This is a genomic window from Bradyrhizobium sp. Leo170, from assembly GCF_004296405.1.
Classification (GTDB): Bacteria; Pseudomonadota; Alphaproteobacteria; order Rhizobiales; family Xanthobacteraceae; genus Bradyrhizobium.
In genome coordinates, this window is the sequence record NZ_PSRR01000050.1 from 19,569 (window position 1) to 36,075 (window position 16,507).

A 16,507-nucleotide genomic window follows, 5' to 3' on the forward strand; every position below is an offset into this window, starting at 1 on the left:
TCTATCCGACGTGCCAGCACACCGACCAAGGAGGGATGTTATCGTCCAACGCACTGCCCCAGATCAAAGTTCCCGCAGGCCGGTCTTTTGGCGCCGCGATCTCGCGGTCCCCGAGATTGGCAGTCAGCGAGAGCCGCCGGCCTTCGCCCATGCGCCAATGTGCCGTCAGCAGGCTGTTGTCTGCATGCGCGTTGCCGAAGCTGGCGCCGGCAAGCCGCGGCGTGATTTCGCGGTGGCGGATCGCAAGCAGGTTCCTGACCAGCGCCAGCCGCGTCCTTCCCGGCTCGCGGTCGCACTCGGTCCAATCCAGCACGGCCGATTGAAAGGTCGATTGCTTCAGCGGATCGGGAACCTCGTCGCCATATTTGGCGTAGGCCCAGGCATATTCTTCGCGCCTTCCTTTGCGGACGGCGTTGGCGAGATCGCCGTGGAAATCGCAGAAGAACGGAAATGGCGCCTTCGAGCCCCATTCCTCGCCCATGAACAGCATCGGCGTCATCGGCGCCAGCAGCGTGATCGCGAGCGCGGCCTCGATGGCCCTGGGATCGGCGAGGCTCTCTATTCGGTCGCCGAAGGGGCGATTTCCGATCTGGTCGTGGTTCTGCAGGAAGTTGACGAAGCAGGTCGGCGACAGCGCGCCGCTCGGCTCGCCGCGGTGGATGCCGCCCCAGAAGGCCGAGACCTCGCCCTGGTAGACGTAGCCGGACGCGAGCGCCCGGGCGAGGTCGCTGCGCGGTGAACTCTGGTAGTCGCCGTAATAGCCTTGCGCCTCGCCGGTCAGCATCACGTGCCAGACGTGGTGATAGTCGTCGTTCCATTGCCCACGATATTTGCCGCGCGGCGGGTCCTCGGTGGCGTCGAGCAGGCTGGCGCGATTATCGCTGTTCTCGAGCACCATGTTGATGTGCCGGCCGGTCTCCGCCGCAAGCTTGCCGACGGCGACGCTGAGATCATGCAGGATCGGGATTTCGCCAGCCTCCACGATGGTGTTGACGGCGTCGAGCCTCAGGCCGTCGAAGCGGTAGTCGCGCAGCCAATGCACCGCGTTCCCGATCGCGAAGTCGCGCACTTGCTTGGCGCGATAATCGATCGCGCTGCCCCAGGGCGTGTGCGCGTCAGTGAAGAAGTTGGGCGCATAGCGGCCGAGATAATTTCCTTCGGGGCCGAAATGATTGTAGACGACATCTAACATCACCATCAGCCCGCGCTGATGGGCGGCGTCGATCAGCGCCTTCAAATCCTCCGGCCGGCCATAGGCGCTGTCGGGCGCGTACCACAAGACGCCGTCATAGCCCCAGTTGCGAGTGCCAGCGAAATCGGCGAGCGGCATCAATTCCAGCGCGGTGATGCCGCACACGACGAGATGGTCGAGCCTGTCGATGATCGCGCGATAGGTGCCCTCTGATGTGAAGGTGCCGACATGCGCCTCGATGACAACAGCCTCACGCCACGGCCGCCCACGCCAGTCGGTGGCGCGCCACGGGAAGGCGTCGTGATCGATCACCTCGCTCGGGCCGAAGACGTCGTCGGGCTGGAACGCGGAAGCGGGGTCAGGAACGTCGATCTCGTCATCGATGCGGAACTTGTAGCGCGCACCGGCCGCGACGCCGGGAATTTCGGCGGTGAACCAGCCATCGTCGCCGCGGCTCAGCGCATGCGGCTTGTCGAGCAGCACGTCGACGCGCTTGGCCGCCGGCGCCCACAGGCGAAACAGCGCGCCGTCCTTCGTCAGCAGGGGGCCGAAATGCCGCTCATTCATGCCGAGCCCGCAAAGGCGAGCACCGAGCGGGGAGGCGCCTTGGTGTCGGCGCCGGATGCGAAATCAACGGGCATCTGCTTGTTCTCGGTGGTGTTGAGCACCTGGCGCCAATTCCTGTATTCGGGCATGACTGGCATCTTGAACGCGATCTCTTCCGGTGCGGCATTCAGCACAATAAAGATCGGCGCGTGCCCTGGTTCCATCGGTCCGAGCACATAAGAGAGAAAACGCCCCTCCGGAAAATTCCAGTCGGACTCCTTCATATCTTCCGCCGCCGGCGTCAGCCACAATACGCCGTAGGAGCCGTCAGCACGGCGGCCGTCCAGCCAGCGCTGCGAGCGAAGCTGGGCGAACCTGCGGCGCAGCCCGGTCAGATGGCCGATGAAGTCGGTGAAATCCTCAGTGTCGTCGCCGAAATTGTCCCAATTGACCCAGCCGACCTCGTTGTCCTGGCAGTAGGCATTGTTGTTGCCATCTTGCGAATTGCTGACCTCGTCGCCGGCGAGCAAGAGCGGCGTGCCCTGCGCCAGCAACAGGCAGGCGAGCTGGTTCTTCCGCAACTGGCGGCGCAGCGCGATGATATCAGGATCGTCGGTCGGACCTTCGACGCCGCAATTGTTGCTGTGGTTGTCGTTGGAGCCGTCGCGATTGTCCTCGCCGTTGGCCTCGTTGTGCTTCTGGTTGTAGCTGAAGAGATCCATCAGCGTGAAACCGTCATGCACGGTGATGTGATTGACGCTGGCGCGCGTCGCGCGGTTGTCGTGATTGAACAAGTCCGATGACGCCGTCATGCGGCGCGAGACTTCGCCGATCAGGCTGCCTTCGCCGCTCCAATAGCGCCGCATCGCGCTGCGATAGCGGTCGTTCCATTCCGACCATTGCGAGGTGAACGCGCCGACCTGATAGCCGCCGAGGCCGAGGTCCCAGGGTTCGGCGACGAGCTTGACGGTGGCGAGCACCGGATCCTGCCTGACCGCGGTGAGGAAGGACGCGCTGCGGTCATAGCCGTTCGGTTCGCGCGCCAGGGTGGTCGCGAGATCGAAGCGGAAGCCGTCGACATGGCAGACCTCGACCCAATAGCGCAGCGAGTCCATCACCATCTGCAGCACGCGCGGATGGGTGAGCCTGACCGAATTGCCGCAGCCGGTGAAGTCGTCGTAGTAGCGCGGATTGTCCGGCTTCAGCCAGTAATAGGAGGCATTATCGATACCGCGGAATGACAGCGTCGGGCCCATATGGTTGCCCTCGGCGGTGTGATTGTAGACGACGTCGAGCATCACCTCGATGCCCGCATCGTGCAATCGCGCCACCGTGGTGCGAAAGGAATCGAGCGCATTGTCCTGCGCGTAGCGCGGCTCCGGCGCGAAGAAGGCGAAGGTGTTGTAGCCCCAGTAGTTGACGAGCTTCTTCTCGACCAGGATGCGGTCGTCGATCAGGCCGTGGATCGGCAATAGTTCGATCGTGGTGACGCCGAGCCGCCTCAGATGATTGATCATCGCGGGCGAGGACAGTCCGCCATAGGTGCCGCGCAGGTTCGGCGCGACGTCCTCGCGCTTCTGCGTCAGTCCCTTGACATGCGCCTCGTAGATGATCGTGTCTTCCCAGGGGATGTGGGGACGGATTTCGCGGCGGCCCCAGTTGAAGGTCTCGTCGACGACGACCGCCTTCGGCATGCCGCGGGCATTGTCGCGGCGGTCAAAGGAGAGGTCCTCGCGCGCGCTGCCGGTGCGGTAGGCGAAATGCGCGTCGCTCCACACCAGCCGTCCAGAGAGCCGCTTGGCATAGGGATCGAGCAGGAGCTTGTTGGCATTGAACCTGTGGCCGCGCTCCGGCGCGTAGGGGCCGTAGACGCGATAGCCGTAGAGCTGGCCCGGCGAGACGTCGTTGAGATAGCCGTGCCAGACGTCCTCGGTTCGTTCCGGCAGCACGATGCGTTCGAGTTCGCGGCGGCCCTGGCTGTCGAACAGGCACAGCTCGACCTTCTCCGCGTTCGCGGAGAACAACGCAAAATTGGTACCCCTTCCGTCCCAGCTTGCTCCCAGCCGGGACGACGTTCCCCCAGTCAGTCGCATACGTCAGCTTTCAGGTACGAGGAAGATCGCAGCCAGCGGCGGAATGGTCAGGCTGAGCTCGGGCACGATGCCTTCCAGCGTGACCACCTCGCCGATATTGCCGACATTGCTGCCGCCATAGTGGGAGGAATCCGAATTCAGCACCTCGCGCCATTTTCCGGCAAAGGGCACGCGGACGCGATAATTGTGATAGACGTTCGGCGAGAAGTTGACCACGACCAGGCAGCGCGAACGCGCGTTGTTGCCCTTGCGGATCCAGGCGAACACGTTGTGGTCGGCGTCATCGGTGATGACCCATTCGAAGCCGGCCGGATCGCAATCCAGTTCATGCAGCGCCGGCAGCGCGCGATAGAGCCGGTTGAGATCGCGCATCAGCGCCTGCACGCCGGCATATTTCGGCTGCTCGAGCAGATGCCAGTCGAGCGAATGTTCGTGCGCCCACTCGCGCTCCTGGCCGAACTCGCAGCCCATGAACAACAGCTTCTTGCCGGGATGGCCGAACATGAAGCTGTAATAGGCGCGCAGGTTCGCGAAACGCTGCCATTCGTCGCCGGGCATGCGGCCCAGGATCGAGCGTTTGCCGTGCACGACTTCGTCATGCGAGAGCGGCAGGATGAAGTTCTCCGAGAAAGCGTAGTGCAGGCCGAACAGGATGTCGCCGTGGTGATATTTGCGGTGAACAGGCTCCTTGCCGATGTAGCGCAAGGTGTCGTGCATCCAGCCCATGTTCCACTTGTAGCCGAAGCCGAGCCCGCCGAATTCGACCGGGCGCGACACCTGCGGCCAGGCGGTCGATTCTTCCGCCGCGGTCGTGGCCTGCGGGAAGCGCCCGAACAGTTCGGTGTTGAAGCGGCGCAGGAAGTCGATCGCCTCCAGGTTCTCGCGGCCGCCATATTTGTTCGGGATCCAGCCGCCCGGAGGGCGGCTGTAATCGAGATAAAGCATGGAGGCGACCGCATCGACGCGCAGGCCGTCGATGCCGTAGCGGTCGAGCCAGAACAGCGCGTTCGAGACCAGGAAATTGGTTACCTCGGTGCGCCCGTAATTATAGATCAGCGTGCCCCAGTCGAGATGGCGGCCCTGCAGCGGGTTGGCGTGCTCATAGAGCGCGGTGCCGTCGAAATGGCCAAGGCCGTGCGGATCGTCGGGGAAGTGTCCGGGCACCCAGTCGAGCAGCACCCCTAACCCTTCGCGATGACAGGCATCGACGAGCGCGGCGAAGTCGGCAGGCGAGCCGAACCGGCTGGTCGGCGCGAACAGACCTGTTGGTTGATAGCCCCAGGAGCCGTCGAACGGATGCTCGCTGACGGGGAGGAATTCGAGATGGGTGAAGCCCATGTCGCGCGCATAGGCAGGAAGCTGCTCGGCGAGCTCGCGATAGGTCAGCCACTCATTGTTGCCCTTGCGCCGCCATGAGCCGAGATGGACCTCGTAGATCGAGATCGGCGCGCCAATGGCGTTGATGCCCGACGGCGCCGCCTGTGGACGCGGGATGTGGTCGAGGTCGACCACGATCGAGGCGGTCTTCGGGCGCAGCTCCGCGCCAAACGCCATCGGATCTGACTTCAGCGGCAGATGCTGGCCGTTGGGGCCGATGATGTCGAACTTGTAGTGGTCGCCGGCGCGGGCATGCGGGATGAACAATTCCCAATAACCGACGCCGCGGACCCGCATCGGATGCCGCCGCGCGTCCCAGAAGTTGAAATCGCCGACCACGCTGACCCGCCGCGCGTTCGGCGCCAGCACCACGAACGCGATGCCGTCGACGCCGTCAAGCGTCATCGGATGCGCGCCGAGCTTGTCATAGATGCGCTGGTGGGTGCCTTCGCCAAGCAGATAGAGGTCGAAGTCACTGAGGACCGGCGGGAAGCGGTAGGGGTCGTCGAGATCGACGACATTGTCGCCGAAGCGGGCGCGGAGCTGGTAGCGCCGCGAGCCGTTGGGCAGCGCGCCGGCGAACAGGCCGGCATCATGGATGCGCGCGAGCGGTGCGGTCTCACCATGCTCGCCGATCGCTTCGACCTTGGACGCTTCCGGCAGGAAGGCGCGCACGACGCTCTGGTCGCCCTCGGAGTGGAGCCCGAGATAGCGGAAGGGATCGGAATGGCGACCTTCGATGATCGCGTAAGCTTCAGCAGGCAATCTGGTCATTGCGGCTCATGCGGTTGTTGCGCCAGGATGCGGAGCATCCCGGTCAGCGGGACGCGCAGCCAGTCGGGCCGGTGCGCCAGCTCATATTCGATCTCGTAGAATGCTTTCTCAAGCAGGAAGAAGTTGAGCAGCCGCTCCGCGGCTTCGGGATCGGCCGGCCACAAGGGCTGGCCCGCCATGGTCTCGCGATAGGCGGCCAGGAATGTTGCGGTAGCCCGGTCCCGCCAGTCGGCGAGCGCCAGCGCGAGCTTGCCCTGCTCGTCGGGGGCGACCTTCAGCGCCCGATCGAGCGCAGCGGTGACGGAGTAGTCGATCGAGCGGACCAGGCCGGCGACATCGCGCGCCGCCGGGGCCTTGCGCCGTCGCTCAGTGATGCTCCGTCGCGGCTCGCCCTCGAAATCGATGATGAAGATGTCGTCCTTGACGATCAGCATCTGGCCGAGATGGAAGTCGCCGTGATGGCGGATGTTGAGGCCGTCGATGTCCCCGGGGAGCAGCGCCTTCAGCCGGGCCGGCAAGCTATCCTGCTGCGCCAGAAACTGCGCCACCAGCGGGCGATCGGCCTCTTTCAGCGTATCCCGCCGCTGCGTCAGTGTCTCGAAGACGCGATCGGCACGGGCCAGGATGTCGTCGGTCCAGCGCTGCACGTCTTCCGGCCTGGTCGGTTCCGGGACGAACTCGGGCAGGTCGCGGTTGCTCGCCAGCGCAATGTGCAGTTCGGCGACCCGTTTTCCCGTTTGCGCCATGTAGCGCAGATAGGAGATCTGCTGTTCGCTTTGCTTCGTCTCATGGTTGGTCGCGAGCAGCCGCTGCTCCTCGACGAAGCGGTCGAGATAGGCTGATGTTACGGTCCATGCCTCGCCCTGGTTGGTGACAAAGGCGTGGACGATGCCGATCGCGCTGCGCTTCTCGCCCTCGACGAGCTCGACCGTGCCGAGCAGCGCCGGCGTGTTGGCGAAGCCTGCGACGTCGGTGAGGAAGCGTCCCATCTCGATCTCCGGATTGATGCCGGGCTCGAGCTTGCGATAGATCTTGACGACGTAATCCTCGTCGACCAGCGCGGTGCTGTTGGACTGCTCGGTCTCTACGGCGCGGATGCGCTGGGGCTGCTTGATCGGCTTGTCCGTGAAGCGGCTGGTCGGGCGGAATTCGAGGCGTAGCGCGATGCCCAGCTCCTCGTCCTCGACCGTCAGCGATTGCGCCAGATTGCGGAGCAACAGTGCGATGAAGATCTCATCGGTCGCGACGTCGAGCAGCGTGCCTTCGCGCGCGCCCTGCCGTACCGCGGCAAGTGCGCGCGGATTGTAGCGCTCGCGGTCGAAGCGCACCCATTCGATCCGGATCGGCAACACGTAGCGTGAGGTGGCGCTGCGCTGCGTCGTCTGGAAGAAAGTGAGCCAGGGGCGGTTGTCGCCGATGTCGCAGAAGGGAATGGCGGAGACGAGCTGCGGCTGGATCGCTTTCGGCAAGCTCTCGGGATACCAGCGCGCCCGCGACAGGTGGCCCGGCAGCACGTCGCGCTCGAACACGCCGCGGGCGCGCGCCAGCGACACCCAGGTCGAATTCAGCGGCACGACCAGCGTCTCGAATTCCGGCACTGCGCGCCGCGGCATGGCGATGGTCTTGTCGGGCTCCTGGAGCTGGAACCAGTAGAAGCCATACGGCGCCAGCGTGACCATATAGGGCAGTTCGCCGATCGTCGGGAAGCGCGTGCGGCCGAGCATCTCCAGCGGAATGCGTCCCTTGAAGGCGGAAAGGTCGAGCTCGGTCGCCTGCGCCGAGCGCGACAGGTTGGCGACGCAGAGAATGACCTCGTCCTGATACTGCCTGACATAGGCGAGCACCGAGCGGTTCTCGGGGCGAATGAAGGTCATGGAGCCGCGGCCGAAGGCCAGCGTCGACTTGCGCACCGCGATCAGCCGCTTGGTGGCGCTGAGCAGCGATGACAGGCTGCGCGACTGCGCTTCCACGTTCACGGCCTCATAGCCATAGACGGGGTCCATGATCATGGGCGCGTAGAGTCTGGCCGGGTCGGCGCGGGAGAAGCCGCCATTGCGGTCCGGGCTCCATTGCATCGGCGTGCGGACGCCGTTGCGGTCGCCGAGATAGATGTTGTCGCCCATCCCGATCTCGTCGCCGTAATAGATGATCGGCGTGCCCGGGAACGAGAGCAGCAGCGAGTTCATCAGTTCGATCTTGCGCCGGTCATTGTCCATCAACGGGGCGAGGCGGCGGCGAATGCCGACATTGATGCGGGCGCGGGGATCGTTGGCATAGGTCGACCACAGATAGTCGCGCTCGACATCGGTGACCATTTCCAGCGTCAGCTCGTCATGGTTGCGCAGGAACAGCGCCCATTGGCAACTGGCCGGGATATCCGGCGTCTGCCGCAGGATGTCGGTGATCGGAAAGCGGTCCTCCTGCGCGATCGCCATGTAGATGCGCGGCATCAGCGGGAAGTGATACGCCATATGGCATTCGTCTTCGCGGCCGAAATATTCCTGCACGTCCTCCGGCCATTGATTGGCTTCGGCGAGCAGGACCTTGCCCTTGGCGTAGGTGTCGAGCTCGCGCCGCAGCAATTTGATGATGGCGTGCGTCTCGGGGAGGTTCTCGTTATTGGTGCCTTCGCGCTCGCAGAGATAGGGGATGGCGTCGAGCCGGAATCCGTCGACGCCGGTGTCGAGCCAGCGCTTCATCACCTGCACGATGGCGCGCACCACGCGCGGGTTGTCGAAGTTCAGGTCCGGCTGGTGCGAGAAGAAGCGGTGCCAGTAGAACTGGCCCGCTTCCGGGTCCCAGGTCCAGTTCGACTTCTCGGTATCGGTGAAGATGATCCGCGTGCCCTGGTATCTCTGGTCGGTGTCGCTCCAGACATACCAGTTGCGCGCGCTCGAGCCGGGATGGCTGCGGCGCGCGCGCTTGAACCAGGCGTGCTGGTCGGAGGTATGGTTGATGACGAGCTCGGTGATGACGCGTAGGCCGCGCTTCTTGGCTTCATGGATGAAGCGCTTGAAGTCCTTCATCGTCCCGAAATCGGGATTGATGTCGCCGTAGTCGGCGATGTCGTAGCCGTCGTCGCGTCCGGGGGACGGATAGAACGGCAACAGCCACAGCGTGGTGACGCCGAGATCCTGCAGATAACCAAGCTTCTCGGTCAGCCCTGCGAAATCGCCGATGCCGTCGTTGTTGCTGTCGGCGAAGGCCTTGACGTGGAGCTGGTAGATGATGGCGTCCTTGTACCAGAGTTCGTCCGCCGTCTCGGTGGCCACCAGTTCCTTCGTCTCGACCGCTGAAAGCACGTTCATGGCACCGCCCCCTTCAGGCCAGGCAGCGGAACAGCACCGCCGGATCGCGCATCGGATCAATCCGCACCCGGATGCCGCCCCAGTCGAGTGCGTAGCGTTCGCCGGTGATGAGGTTCTCGACCGCGGAGACATGGCGGCGCTCGTCGCCGGCACCTAGCTGGACGTCGCCGAGCGGCAGCCAGACTTCATGGGCGTCGCGCGACAGTGCAATCGCGACCGCAACCGTGTTGCTCCCATCGACGGCTTCCTTGACGAACCCGATCACATTGCTGTCCTCGATGGGCAGGAAACGCAGATTGCTGGTCTGCTGCAGCGCTGCGTTGGCGCGGCGCGCCAGGTTGAGGTCGCGGATATAGGGCTTGATGTTGCCGGGCTGGTCCCAGTCACGCACCTTGATCTCGTATTTCTCGGAATCGAGATATTCCTCCCGCCCGGGGATCGGCACGTGCTCCAGCAATTCGAAGCCGTTGTAGATGCCGTAGGTGCCGGACAGCGTCGCCGCCAGCGCCACGCGGGACTTGAACATCCAGGGCTCGCCGCCCTGCAGATGGAAGGGCAGGATGTCGGGCGTGTTGACGAAGAAGTTCGGCCGGTAGAAGTCGTGTTCGGGATAGCCGGTGAGCTCGATCAGGTATTGCTCCAGCTCCCAGCGCTGGGTGCGCCAGGTGAAGTAGGTGTAGGACTGGGTGAAGCCGAGTTTTGCCAAACCCTTCATCAGCTTCGGCCGCGTGAAGGCCTCGGCAAGAAAGATCACGTCGGGATGGTGCAACTGCACCTGGTGGATCAGCCATTCCCAGAACGGGAACGGCTTGGTGTGGGGATTGTCGACGCGGAAGATCTTCACGCCCTGGTCGACCCAGAACAGGATCACGTCCCGCAGCGCGTTCCACAGCGAGCCTGAATCCTCACAGCCGAAATCCGGGTTGACGATGTCCTCATATTTCTTCGGCGGATTCTCCGCATAGCGCATCGAACCGTCGGGGCGCTTCTTGAACCATTGCGGATGTTCCTTCAGCCAGGGATGGTCCAGCGAACATTGCACCGCGAAGTCGAGCGCGACTTCCATGTTGTGCTCTTTGCACGCCAGCACGAAGGCGCGGAAATCCTGCAGCGTCCCCAATTCCGGATGGATGGCGTCATGACCGCCTTCGGCCGAGCCGATCGCGTAAGGGCTGCCGGGATCGCCGTCCTTGGCGGTCACGGCATTGTTGCGTCCCTTGCGGTTGATCTTGCCGATCGGGTGGATCGGCGTGAAGTAGACGACGTCGAACCCCATCGCCGCGATGTCGGGCAACCGATCGATGCAGTCGCGGAAGGTGCCGTGCTGGCCGGCCACCTTGCCCTGGCTGCGTGGAACCATCTCATACCAGGAGCCGAAGCGTGCCCGCGGCCGGTTGGCGACGAACGGGAAAAGCTGTGAGCGCGTCAGGTCGGGCCGCGACTGGCTTTCGGCCATCGCGTCCTGCAATTCGGGTGTGAGCAGCGGCGCCGGATCGCCGGTCTGGAGGTAGGTCTCGCACTGCTTGAGGATGACGGCCGCAGCCGCTCGTCCGCCGGCCTGCGCCTTGGTCAGCATGCCCGCGCCTTCGATGGCATCGAGTGTCACATCAGTGCCGGCCTTCTGCTTCAGCTCAAAGCCGTGGCGCCAGGTGGCGAATTCGTCGGTCCAGGCCTCGATCGCATAGAAATAGCGGCCGGGTGTGTCGGGGACGAAGGAGCCAAACCAGCGGTCGTTGCCATGCGTGGTCATCGGCTCGCGCCGCCACTCGTGGTCGAGCTCGCCGCGCCAGATCAGTTCGGCGGCAACGATATCATGCCCGTCGCGGTAGACGTCGGCCCAGACCTCCACGCGCTCCCCCGCGATGCGTTTCACGGGGAAACGGCCGCCGTCGATCAGCGGATAGACGTCTTCGATATGAAAAGTGCCGGCGGCACTCTCGACAGTTTGAGCAGTTTTGTTCACGGTGATGCCGCCATTGACAAGGAAATGACGCCCCCGTTGCGTGAAGGATACGCTCCGGACTGATATAGAAAGCCGCTCATGGGACATTGGTTCCCATGGAACGGCTGGGAGAACAGCGAGTTAAACATCATCTATCCCCTTCCTGCATCTACATAATTTCGTGACCCGCGCTTGCCGGGTTGCGTGCAAAGCGCGTGCCGAATGGACCCCTACGCCAAAGCCAGAAACCTCGGAATTACGACCGAATATATCGACGGTCAGGGCCACCGCCGTGTGACAGACGCGGCTGCGTTGAAAACGATCCTCGACGCCTTGCCGCCGCGCGAGCCGCGCCGGTGGATCGAACAGCCTGTTGTCGTGCGGCGCGGTCGCCCCGCGCCATCGGAGCTTTCGATGGACGCCAAGTTGCCGGTCGGATGGACGATTTCCGCCGGTGGCAAAATGATGGCGAAGGGTGAGGCGGGCGACCGGACGATATCCTGGCCGCAGGATCTGCCGGTCGGGGTGTACCAGCTCCGCCTGAACGACGCTGCCGAATCCACCGAAGAGCTGCCGCTGATTGTCGCACCGGAACGCGCCTTTGGCGGCGATTTCGCCCGCTGCTGGCTGCTCGCGGTTCAGCTCTACAGCGTGCGTTCCGCGCGCAATTGGGGAATGGGCGATTTCACCGACCTGCGGGGCTTGATCGAACTCGCCCATCAATTGGGTGCCGGTGGTGTCGGACTTAACCCGCTGCATGCGCTGTTCGATGACCGCCCCAGTGATTGTAGCCCCTATTCGCCGAACAGCCGGCTGTTCCTCAACGCGCTCTATGTCGACGTTGAGAAGCTGCCGGAATTCCGCGCCGACCCCAGCGCGAAGGACAAGCTCGCACAACTGCGCGCCGGGGACATCGTCGACTATCGTGCGGTTGCGGCGTCAAAATGGCAGGCGCTGCGCTCGGCATTTGCCAACTTCAAGGCAAGCCCGACACTCGAGCGCCGGCAGGACTTCGAACGCTTCAGGACCGAGCGCGGGCCGCTATTGTCGCGCTTCGCCTGTTTCGAGGTTTTGCGGAAAAAGTTCAATCAGCCCTGGTGGGAATGGCCGGAGGAATGGCGGCGGCCGGACGACGGCAAGTGCAGCCGCCTGCGCAAGGGCGCCGATTTCGGCGAGATTGAGTTCGTCGAATTCGTGCAATGGAACGCTGACCGGCAGCTTGCGGCATGCAAGGCGCTGGCGCACCAGCTCGGCATGAAGGTCGGGCTTTATCTCGATGTCGCCGTCGGCGTGCAGTCCGACGGTTTCGATGCCTGGAACGAGCAGGGGGCGATCTCGCGCCTGCTCGGCGTCGGCGCGCCGCCGGACCCGCTCAACACCGCCGGGCAGGATTGGGGACTTGCCGGCTTCAACGCCGCCGGCCTCGAAATGCGTTCCTTCGAGCCGTATCGGCAAATGCTGCGCGCCTCGATGCGCCATGCCGGCGCGATCAGGCTCGACCATGTGCTCGGCTTGAAGCGGCTTTATCTGGTGCCGCAAGGCTTCGGCCCGGAGAACGGCGCTTATGTGCAGATGCCGTTCGAGGCGCTGCTCGCCGCGACCGCGCAGGAGAGCGTGGCGCATCGCTGCGTCGTGATCGGCGAGGATCTCGGCACCGTGCCGGAAGGTTTTCGCGAGCAGATGAACGACTGGGGCATCTGGTCCTATCTGGTGATGATGTTCGAGCGCGACGACAGCGGGGCGTTTCGCGGCATCGACCGTTACGCCGCCAATGCGCTCGTCACCTTCAACACCCATGATCTTGCGACCTATGCTGGCTGGCGCTCGTTCAGCGATTTGAAGCTGAAGCGTTCGCTCGGGATCGATCCGGGCGAAAGCGACGAGGCGCGCTGGCGTGCCCTGGGCATGCTGGACGAGCTGCTGCGCCGGAACGGCGTCGACCGCCATGATCTTTATTCGGTGGCCGCTTTCCTCTCCCGGACCCGGTCCCGCCTGCTGACGATCTCGCTGGAGGATTTGCTCGGCCTGGTTGACCAGCCCAACATTCCCGGCACCGTCGACGAACATCCGAACTGGCGGCGGCGGCTGCCGGTGTCGATCGAGCACATCGCCTCCGCCATCGATGTCGAAGCGCTGAAGAACGCCACCCGCGAGCGGTCGTCCACATCAACTTAAGAGGGAGCAGTCGCCACCGTGTCTTGCAGGATCGAAGATTACGGACTGATCGGCGACTGCGAGACGGCGGCACTCGTCGGTCGTGACGGGTCGATCGACTGGCTGTGCTGGCCCGCCTTCGATTGCGACGCCTGTTTCGCCGCACTGCTCGGCAGCAACAGGCATGGCCGTTGGCTGATCGCGCCGGCCGAGGCCATCATCCAGACCTCCCGCCGTTACCGCGACAACACCCTGATCCTGGAGACGCGGTTCGAGACGGCAAGCGGTGTCGTCGAGCTGATCGACTTCATGCCGCCGCGCGGCAAGGCTTCCGACGTCGTGCGGCTGGTGCGCGGCGTGAAGGGGTGCGTCAAGCTGCAGATGGAGCTGATCATCCGTTTCGGATTGGGCACTGATATTCCCTGGGTCAAGAAGAGCGAGGACGGATCGGCGCTGCTGGCGATCGCCGGGCAGGACATGATCGTGCTCCGCTCGCCGGTCCAGACCCGCGGACAGAACATGACCACGGTGGCCGAATTCACGGTCGGCGAAGGCGAGACCGTGCCTTTCGTGATGACCTATGGACCCTCGCATCTGCCGGTTCCGGGGCCGATCGATCCCGCGCAGGCCTTGCAGGACACCGAGGCGTTCTGGACTGAATGGTCGAACCGCTGCACCTATGAGGGGTTTGCCCGCAACCTCGTGCTGCGCTCGCTGATCACGCTGAAGGCGCTGACCTTCGCGCCGACCGGCGGCATCGTTGCGGCGCCCACGACCTCGCTGCCGGAGAAACTCGGCGGCCAGCGCAACTGGGACTACCGCTATTGCTGGCTGCGGGACGCGACCTTCACGCTGCTGGCGCTGATGAACTCGGGCTATACCGAGGAAGCGCTCGCCTGGCACAATTGGCTGTTGCGCGCCGCGGCGGGATCGCCGGCCAACATGCAGATCATGTACGGCATCATGGGCCAGCGGCGGCTTCTGGAATGGGAAGCGCTCTGGCTGCCCGGCTATGAGGGCGCGCAGCCGGTTCGTATCGGCAATGCGGCGCATGCGCAGTTGCAGCTCGACGTCTATGGCGAGTTGATCGACGCCTTCCATCAGTCGCGCGTGGCGAAGCTGCAGCTCGACGAGCGGAGCTGGTCGCTGGAATGCACCGTGCTCGAACACCTTGCGGAAGAGTGGGACCGGCCGGACAACGGCATCTGGGAGCGTCGCGGCGAGGGCAGGCACTATGTCTTCTCAAAAGTGATGACCTGGGTCGCCTTCGACCGCGGCATCAAGAGCGTCGCACAATTCGGCCTCAAGGCGCCGCTCGACAAATGGCTGGTGCTGCGCGAGACCATCCACCGCGACGTCTGTGCCAAAGGATTCGACATCGAGCTCAATTCGTTCGTCGAATCCTATGGTTCGAAACTGCTGGACGCCAGCGTCCTGCTACTGCCGGCGGTTGGGTTCCTGCCGCCGAACGATCCGCGGATCCTCGGCACGCTGGCGGCGACCGAGCAATACCTGATCCGCGACGGCTTCGTGATGCGGCACGATCCGCGCGAAGTCTCCGACGAGAAGCAGCCGATCGAAGGCGCCTTCCTTGCCTGCACGCTTTGGCTCGCCGATGCCTATGTGCTCGCGGGCGAGGTCGGGAAGGCCCAAACGCTGTTCGATCGCGTCATCGCGATCGCCAATGACCTCGGCCTGCTGGCCGAAGAGTTCGACGCCATCGCCGGCCGCCAGACCGGCAATTTCCCGCAGGCGCTGACCCATATCGCGCTGATCAACACCGCGCACAATCTGAGCGACGCCAAGCGGGCGGCGGAGAAACCGGCCGTGCAGCGGTCGAAATAGGCTGCCGCCTGGGCCTCCCGCGACGGAACCCGCGGGCTCGACGATCATTGTTGCAAATATCCAGATCATGATCCGATTGAACGAAATCGGATCATGATCTCATCTCTTTGTTTGAGCACGATCTTTTCGGAAAACCGGTTTCCACTTTTCCGGATCATGCTCTGGTTGGAGGATCGGCAATGGCTCGCCTGTTCGCCGCAGCGTTGTTTGCGTGCTGGCTGTCAGGGCCGGCGTTCGCTGCCGGCCTCGATGTGGCCGCGATCAACAATGCCGGGTACCGGGCTCGCCCCGCGGCCGAGGACAAGGCCGACGCGACAATCATCAAGGCCCAGGTGCTGCTCGAGCGCGCGCTGTTTTCGCCCGGAGAGATCGACGGCAAGTTCGCCGAGAATACGCGCAAGGCGCTGCAGGCGTTCGCGGAAGCCAAGGGCCTGACGTTTCAGAAGACGCTCACCCCGGAGATCTGGGCGAAGCTGAACGAGACCAATCAGGGCGACGTCATCACGAGCTACACGATCTCCCAGAAGGATGTGAAAGGACCGTTTGTCAGGAGAATTCCCGCCAGGCTGGAGGCGATGAAATCGCTGCCGGCGCTCGGCTACAAAAGCGCGCGCGAGGCGCTTGCGGAGAGATTCCACATGAGCGAGGGGCTGCTCGCCCAGCTCAATCCCGGCAAGAAGTTCGACCGGGCCGGCGAGACCATTTTTGTCGTCAACGGTCGCGATCCCCGGCTCAAGCTGAGCGTGGCCCGGATCGAGGTCGACAAGTCGCGGCAGACCGTCAAGGCCTTCGACGGCGGCGGCGCGCTGGTTGCGTTCTTTCCGGCAACCGTCGGCAGCCAGGACAAGCCGACGCCGAGCGGCACGCTCAAGGTGATCTCGTCCGACGCCAATCCCTATTACCGCTACAACCCGGCCTATAGGTTCAAGGGCGTGCACGCCAAGCGGCCGTTCATCATCAAGCCCGGCCCGAACAATCCGGTCGGATCATACTGGATCGGGCTTTCGGGCGAAGGTTACGGAATCCATGGTTCGCCCGAACCCTCGAAGATCAGCAAATCGGAATCCCATGGCTGCATCCGCCTGACCAATTGGGATGCCACGCTGCTTGGTGCGAGCGTCAAGAAAGAGACGCCGGTGGATTTCGTCGAGGGCGCGGACAACAAGGAGAGCTGAGCGGCGATTGCAACGACGGCGCCTCCACAATTACGATGTCGTCCCGGGCTTGACCCGGGACCCATATGTGGACGGCCCCCGTGGCACAAGTGCTTTTGAGG

The 16,507-nt window shown here is 63.9% G+C and carries 8 protein-coding genes; 3 read left to right on the plus strand and 5 right to left on the minus strand.

Annotated features, from left to right (window positions below; genetic code table 11):
- Position 1 precedes the first annotated feature (1 nt).
- From treZ to CWO89_RS11840, 5 genes are read right to left on the minus strand one after another with little or no spacing between them, the layout of a single operon-like run.
- Positions 2–1,759 (minus strand): malto-oligosyltrehalose trehalohydrolase, encoded by a 1,758-nt coding sequence (gene treZ, locus CWO89_RS11820; RefSeq protein WP_130578785.1) that lies wholly within the window; start codon positions 1,757–1,759, stop codon positions 2–4.
- The gene (gene glgX, locus CWO89_RS11825) at positions 1,756–3,831 is read right to left on the minus strand and encodes a glycogen debranching protein GlgX (protein WP_130578786.1); all 2,076 of its coding nucleotides are present in this window, start codon (positions 3,829–3,831) and stop codon (positions 1,756–1,758) included. The genes treZ and glgX overlap by 4 nt, the downstream gene beginning before the upstream one ends.
- 3 nt (positions 3,832–3,834) lie before the next feature.
- Entirely contained in the window at positions 3,835–5,982 is a 2,148-nt protein-coding gene (glgB, locus tag CWO89_RS11830; protein WP_130578787.1) for a 1,4-alpha-glucan branching protein GlgB, read from the minus strand.
- Positions 5,979–9,290, minus strand: a complete 3,312-nt coding sequence (treS, locus tag CWO89_RS11835) for a maltose alpha-D-glucosyltransferase (RefSeq protein ID WP_130578788.1) — start codon at positions 9,288–9,290, stop codon at positions 5,979–5,981. Before treS ends, glgB begins: the two co-directional genes overlap by 4 nt.
- Positions 9,291–9,303: 13 nt before the next feature.
- Positions 9,304–11,253, minus strand: coding sequence for an alpha-1,4-glucan--maltose-1-phosphate maltosyltransferase (locus CWO89_RS11840; protein ID WP_245476047.1), 1,950 nt, complete (start codon positions 11,251–11,253; stop codon positions 9,304–9,306).
- Between the two features lie 201 nt (positions 11,254–11,454).
- Between CWO89_RS11840 and malQ the strand changes: the two genes are divergently transcribed.
- From malQ to CWO89_RS11855, 3 genes are all read left to right on the plus strand, one after another.
- Entirely contained in the window at positions 11,455–13,407 is a 1,953-nt protein-coding gene (gene malQ / locus CWO89_RS11845) for a 4-alpha-glucanotransferase (protein ID WP_130578790.1), read from the plus strand.
- 18 nt (positions 13,408–13,425) lie between these two features.
- Positions 13,426–15,231 (plus strand): glycoside hydrolase family 15 protein, encoded by a 1,806-nt coding sequence (locus tag CWO89_RS11850; protein WP_130578791.1) that lies wholly within the window; start codon positions 13,426–13,428, stop codon positions 15,229–15,231.
- Between the two features lie 179 nt (positions 15,232–15,410).
- The gene (locus CWO89_RS11855) at positions 15,411–16,406 is read left to right on the plus strand and encodes a L,D-transpeptidase family protein (RefSeq protein ID WP_130578792.1); all 996 of its coding nucleotides are present in this window, start codon (positions 15,411–15,413) and stop codon (positions 16,404–16,406) included.
- Positions 16,407–16,507 lie beyond the last annotated feature (101 nt).

Bases quoted from the DNA above. Each gene is read 5' to 3' on its own strand.
- treZ (WP_130578785.1), bottom strand. From the start codon at position 1,759: ATGAATGAGCGGCATTTCGGCCCCCTGCTGACGAAGGACGGCGCGCTG.
- glgX (WP_130578786.1), bottom strand. From the start codon at position 3,831: ATGCGACTGACTGGGGGAACGTCGTCCCGGCTGGGAGCAAGCTGGGAC.
- glgB (WP_130578787.1), bottom strand. From the start codon at position 5,982: ATGACCAGATTGCCTGCTGAAGCTTACGCGATCATCGAAGGTCGCCAT.
- treS (WP_130578788.1), bottom strand. From the start codon at position 9,290: ATGAACGTGCTTTCAGCGGTCGAGACGAAGGAACTGGTGGCCACCGAG.
- malQ (WP_130578790.1), top strand. From the start codon at position 11,455: ATGGACCCCTACGCCAAAGCCAGAAACCTCGGAATTACGACCGAATAT.
- CWO89_RS11855 (WP_130578792.1), top strand. From the start codon at position 15,411: ATGGCTCGCCTGTTCGCCGCAGCGTTGTTTGCGTGCTGGCTGTCAGGG.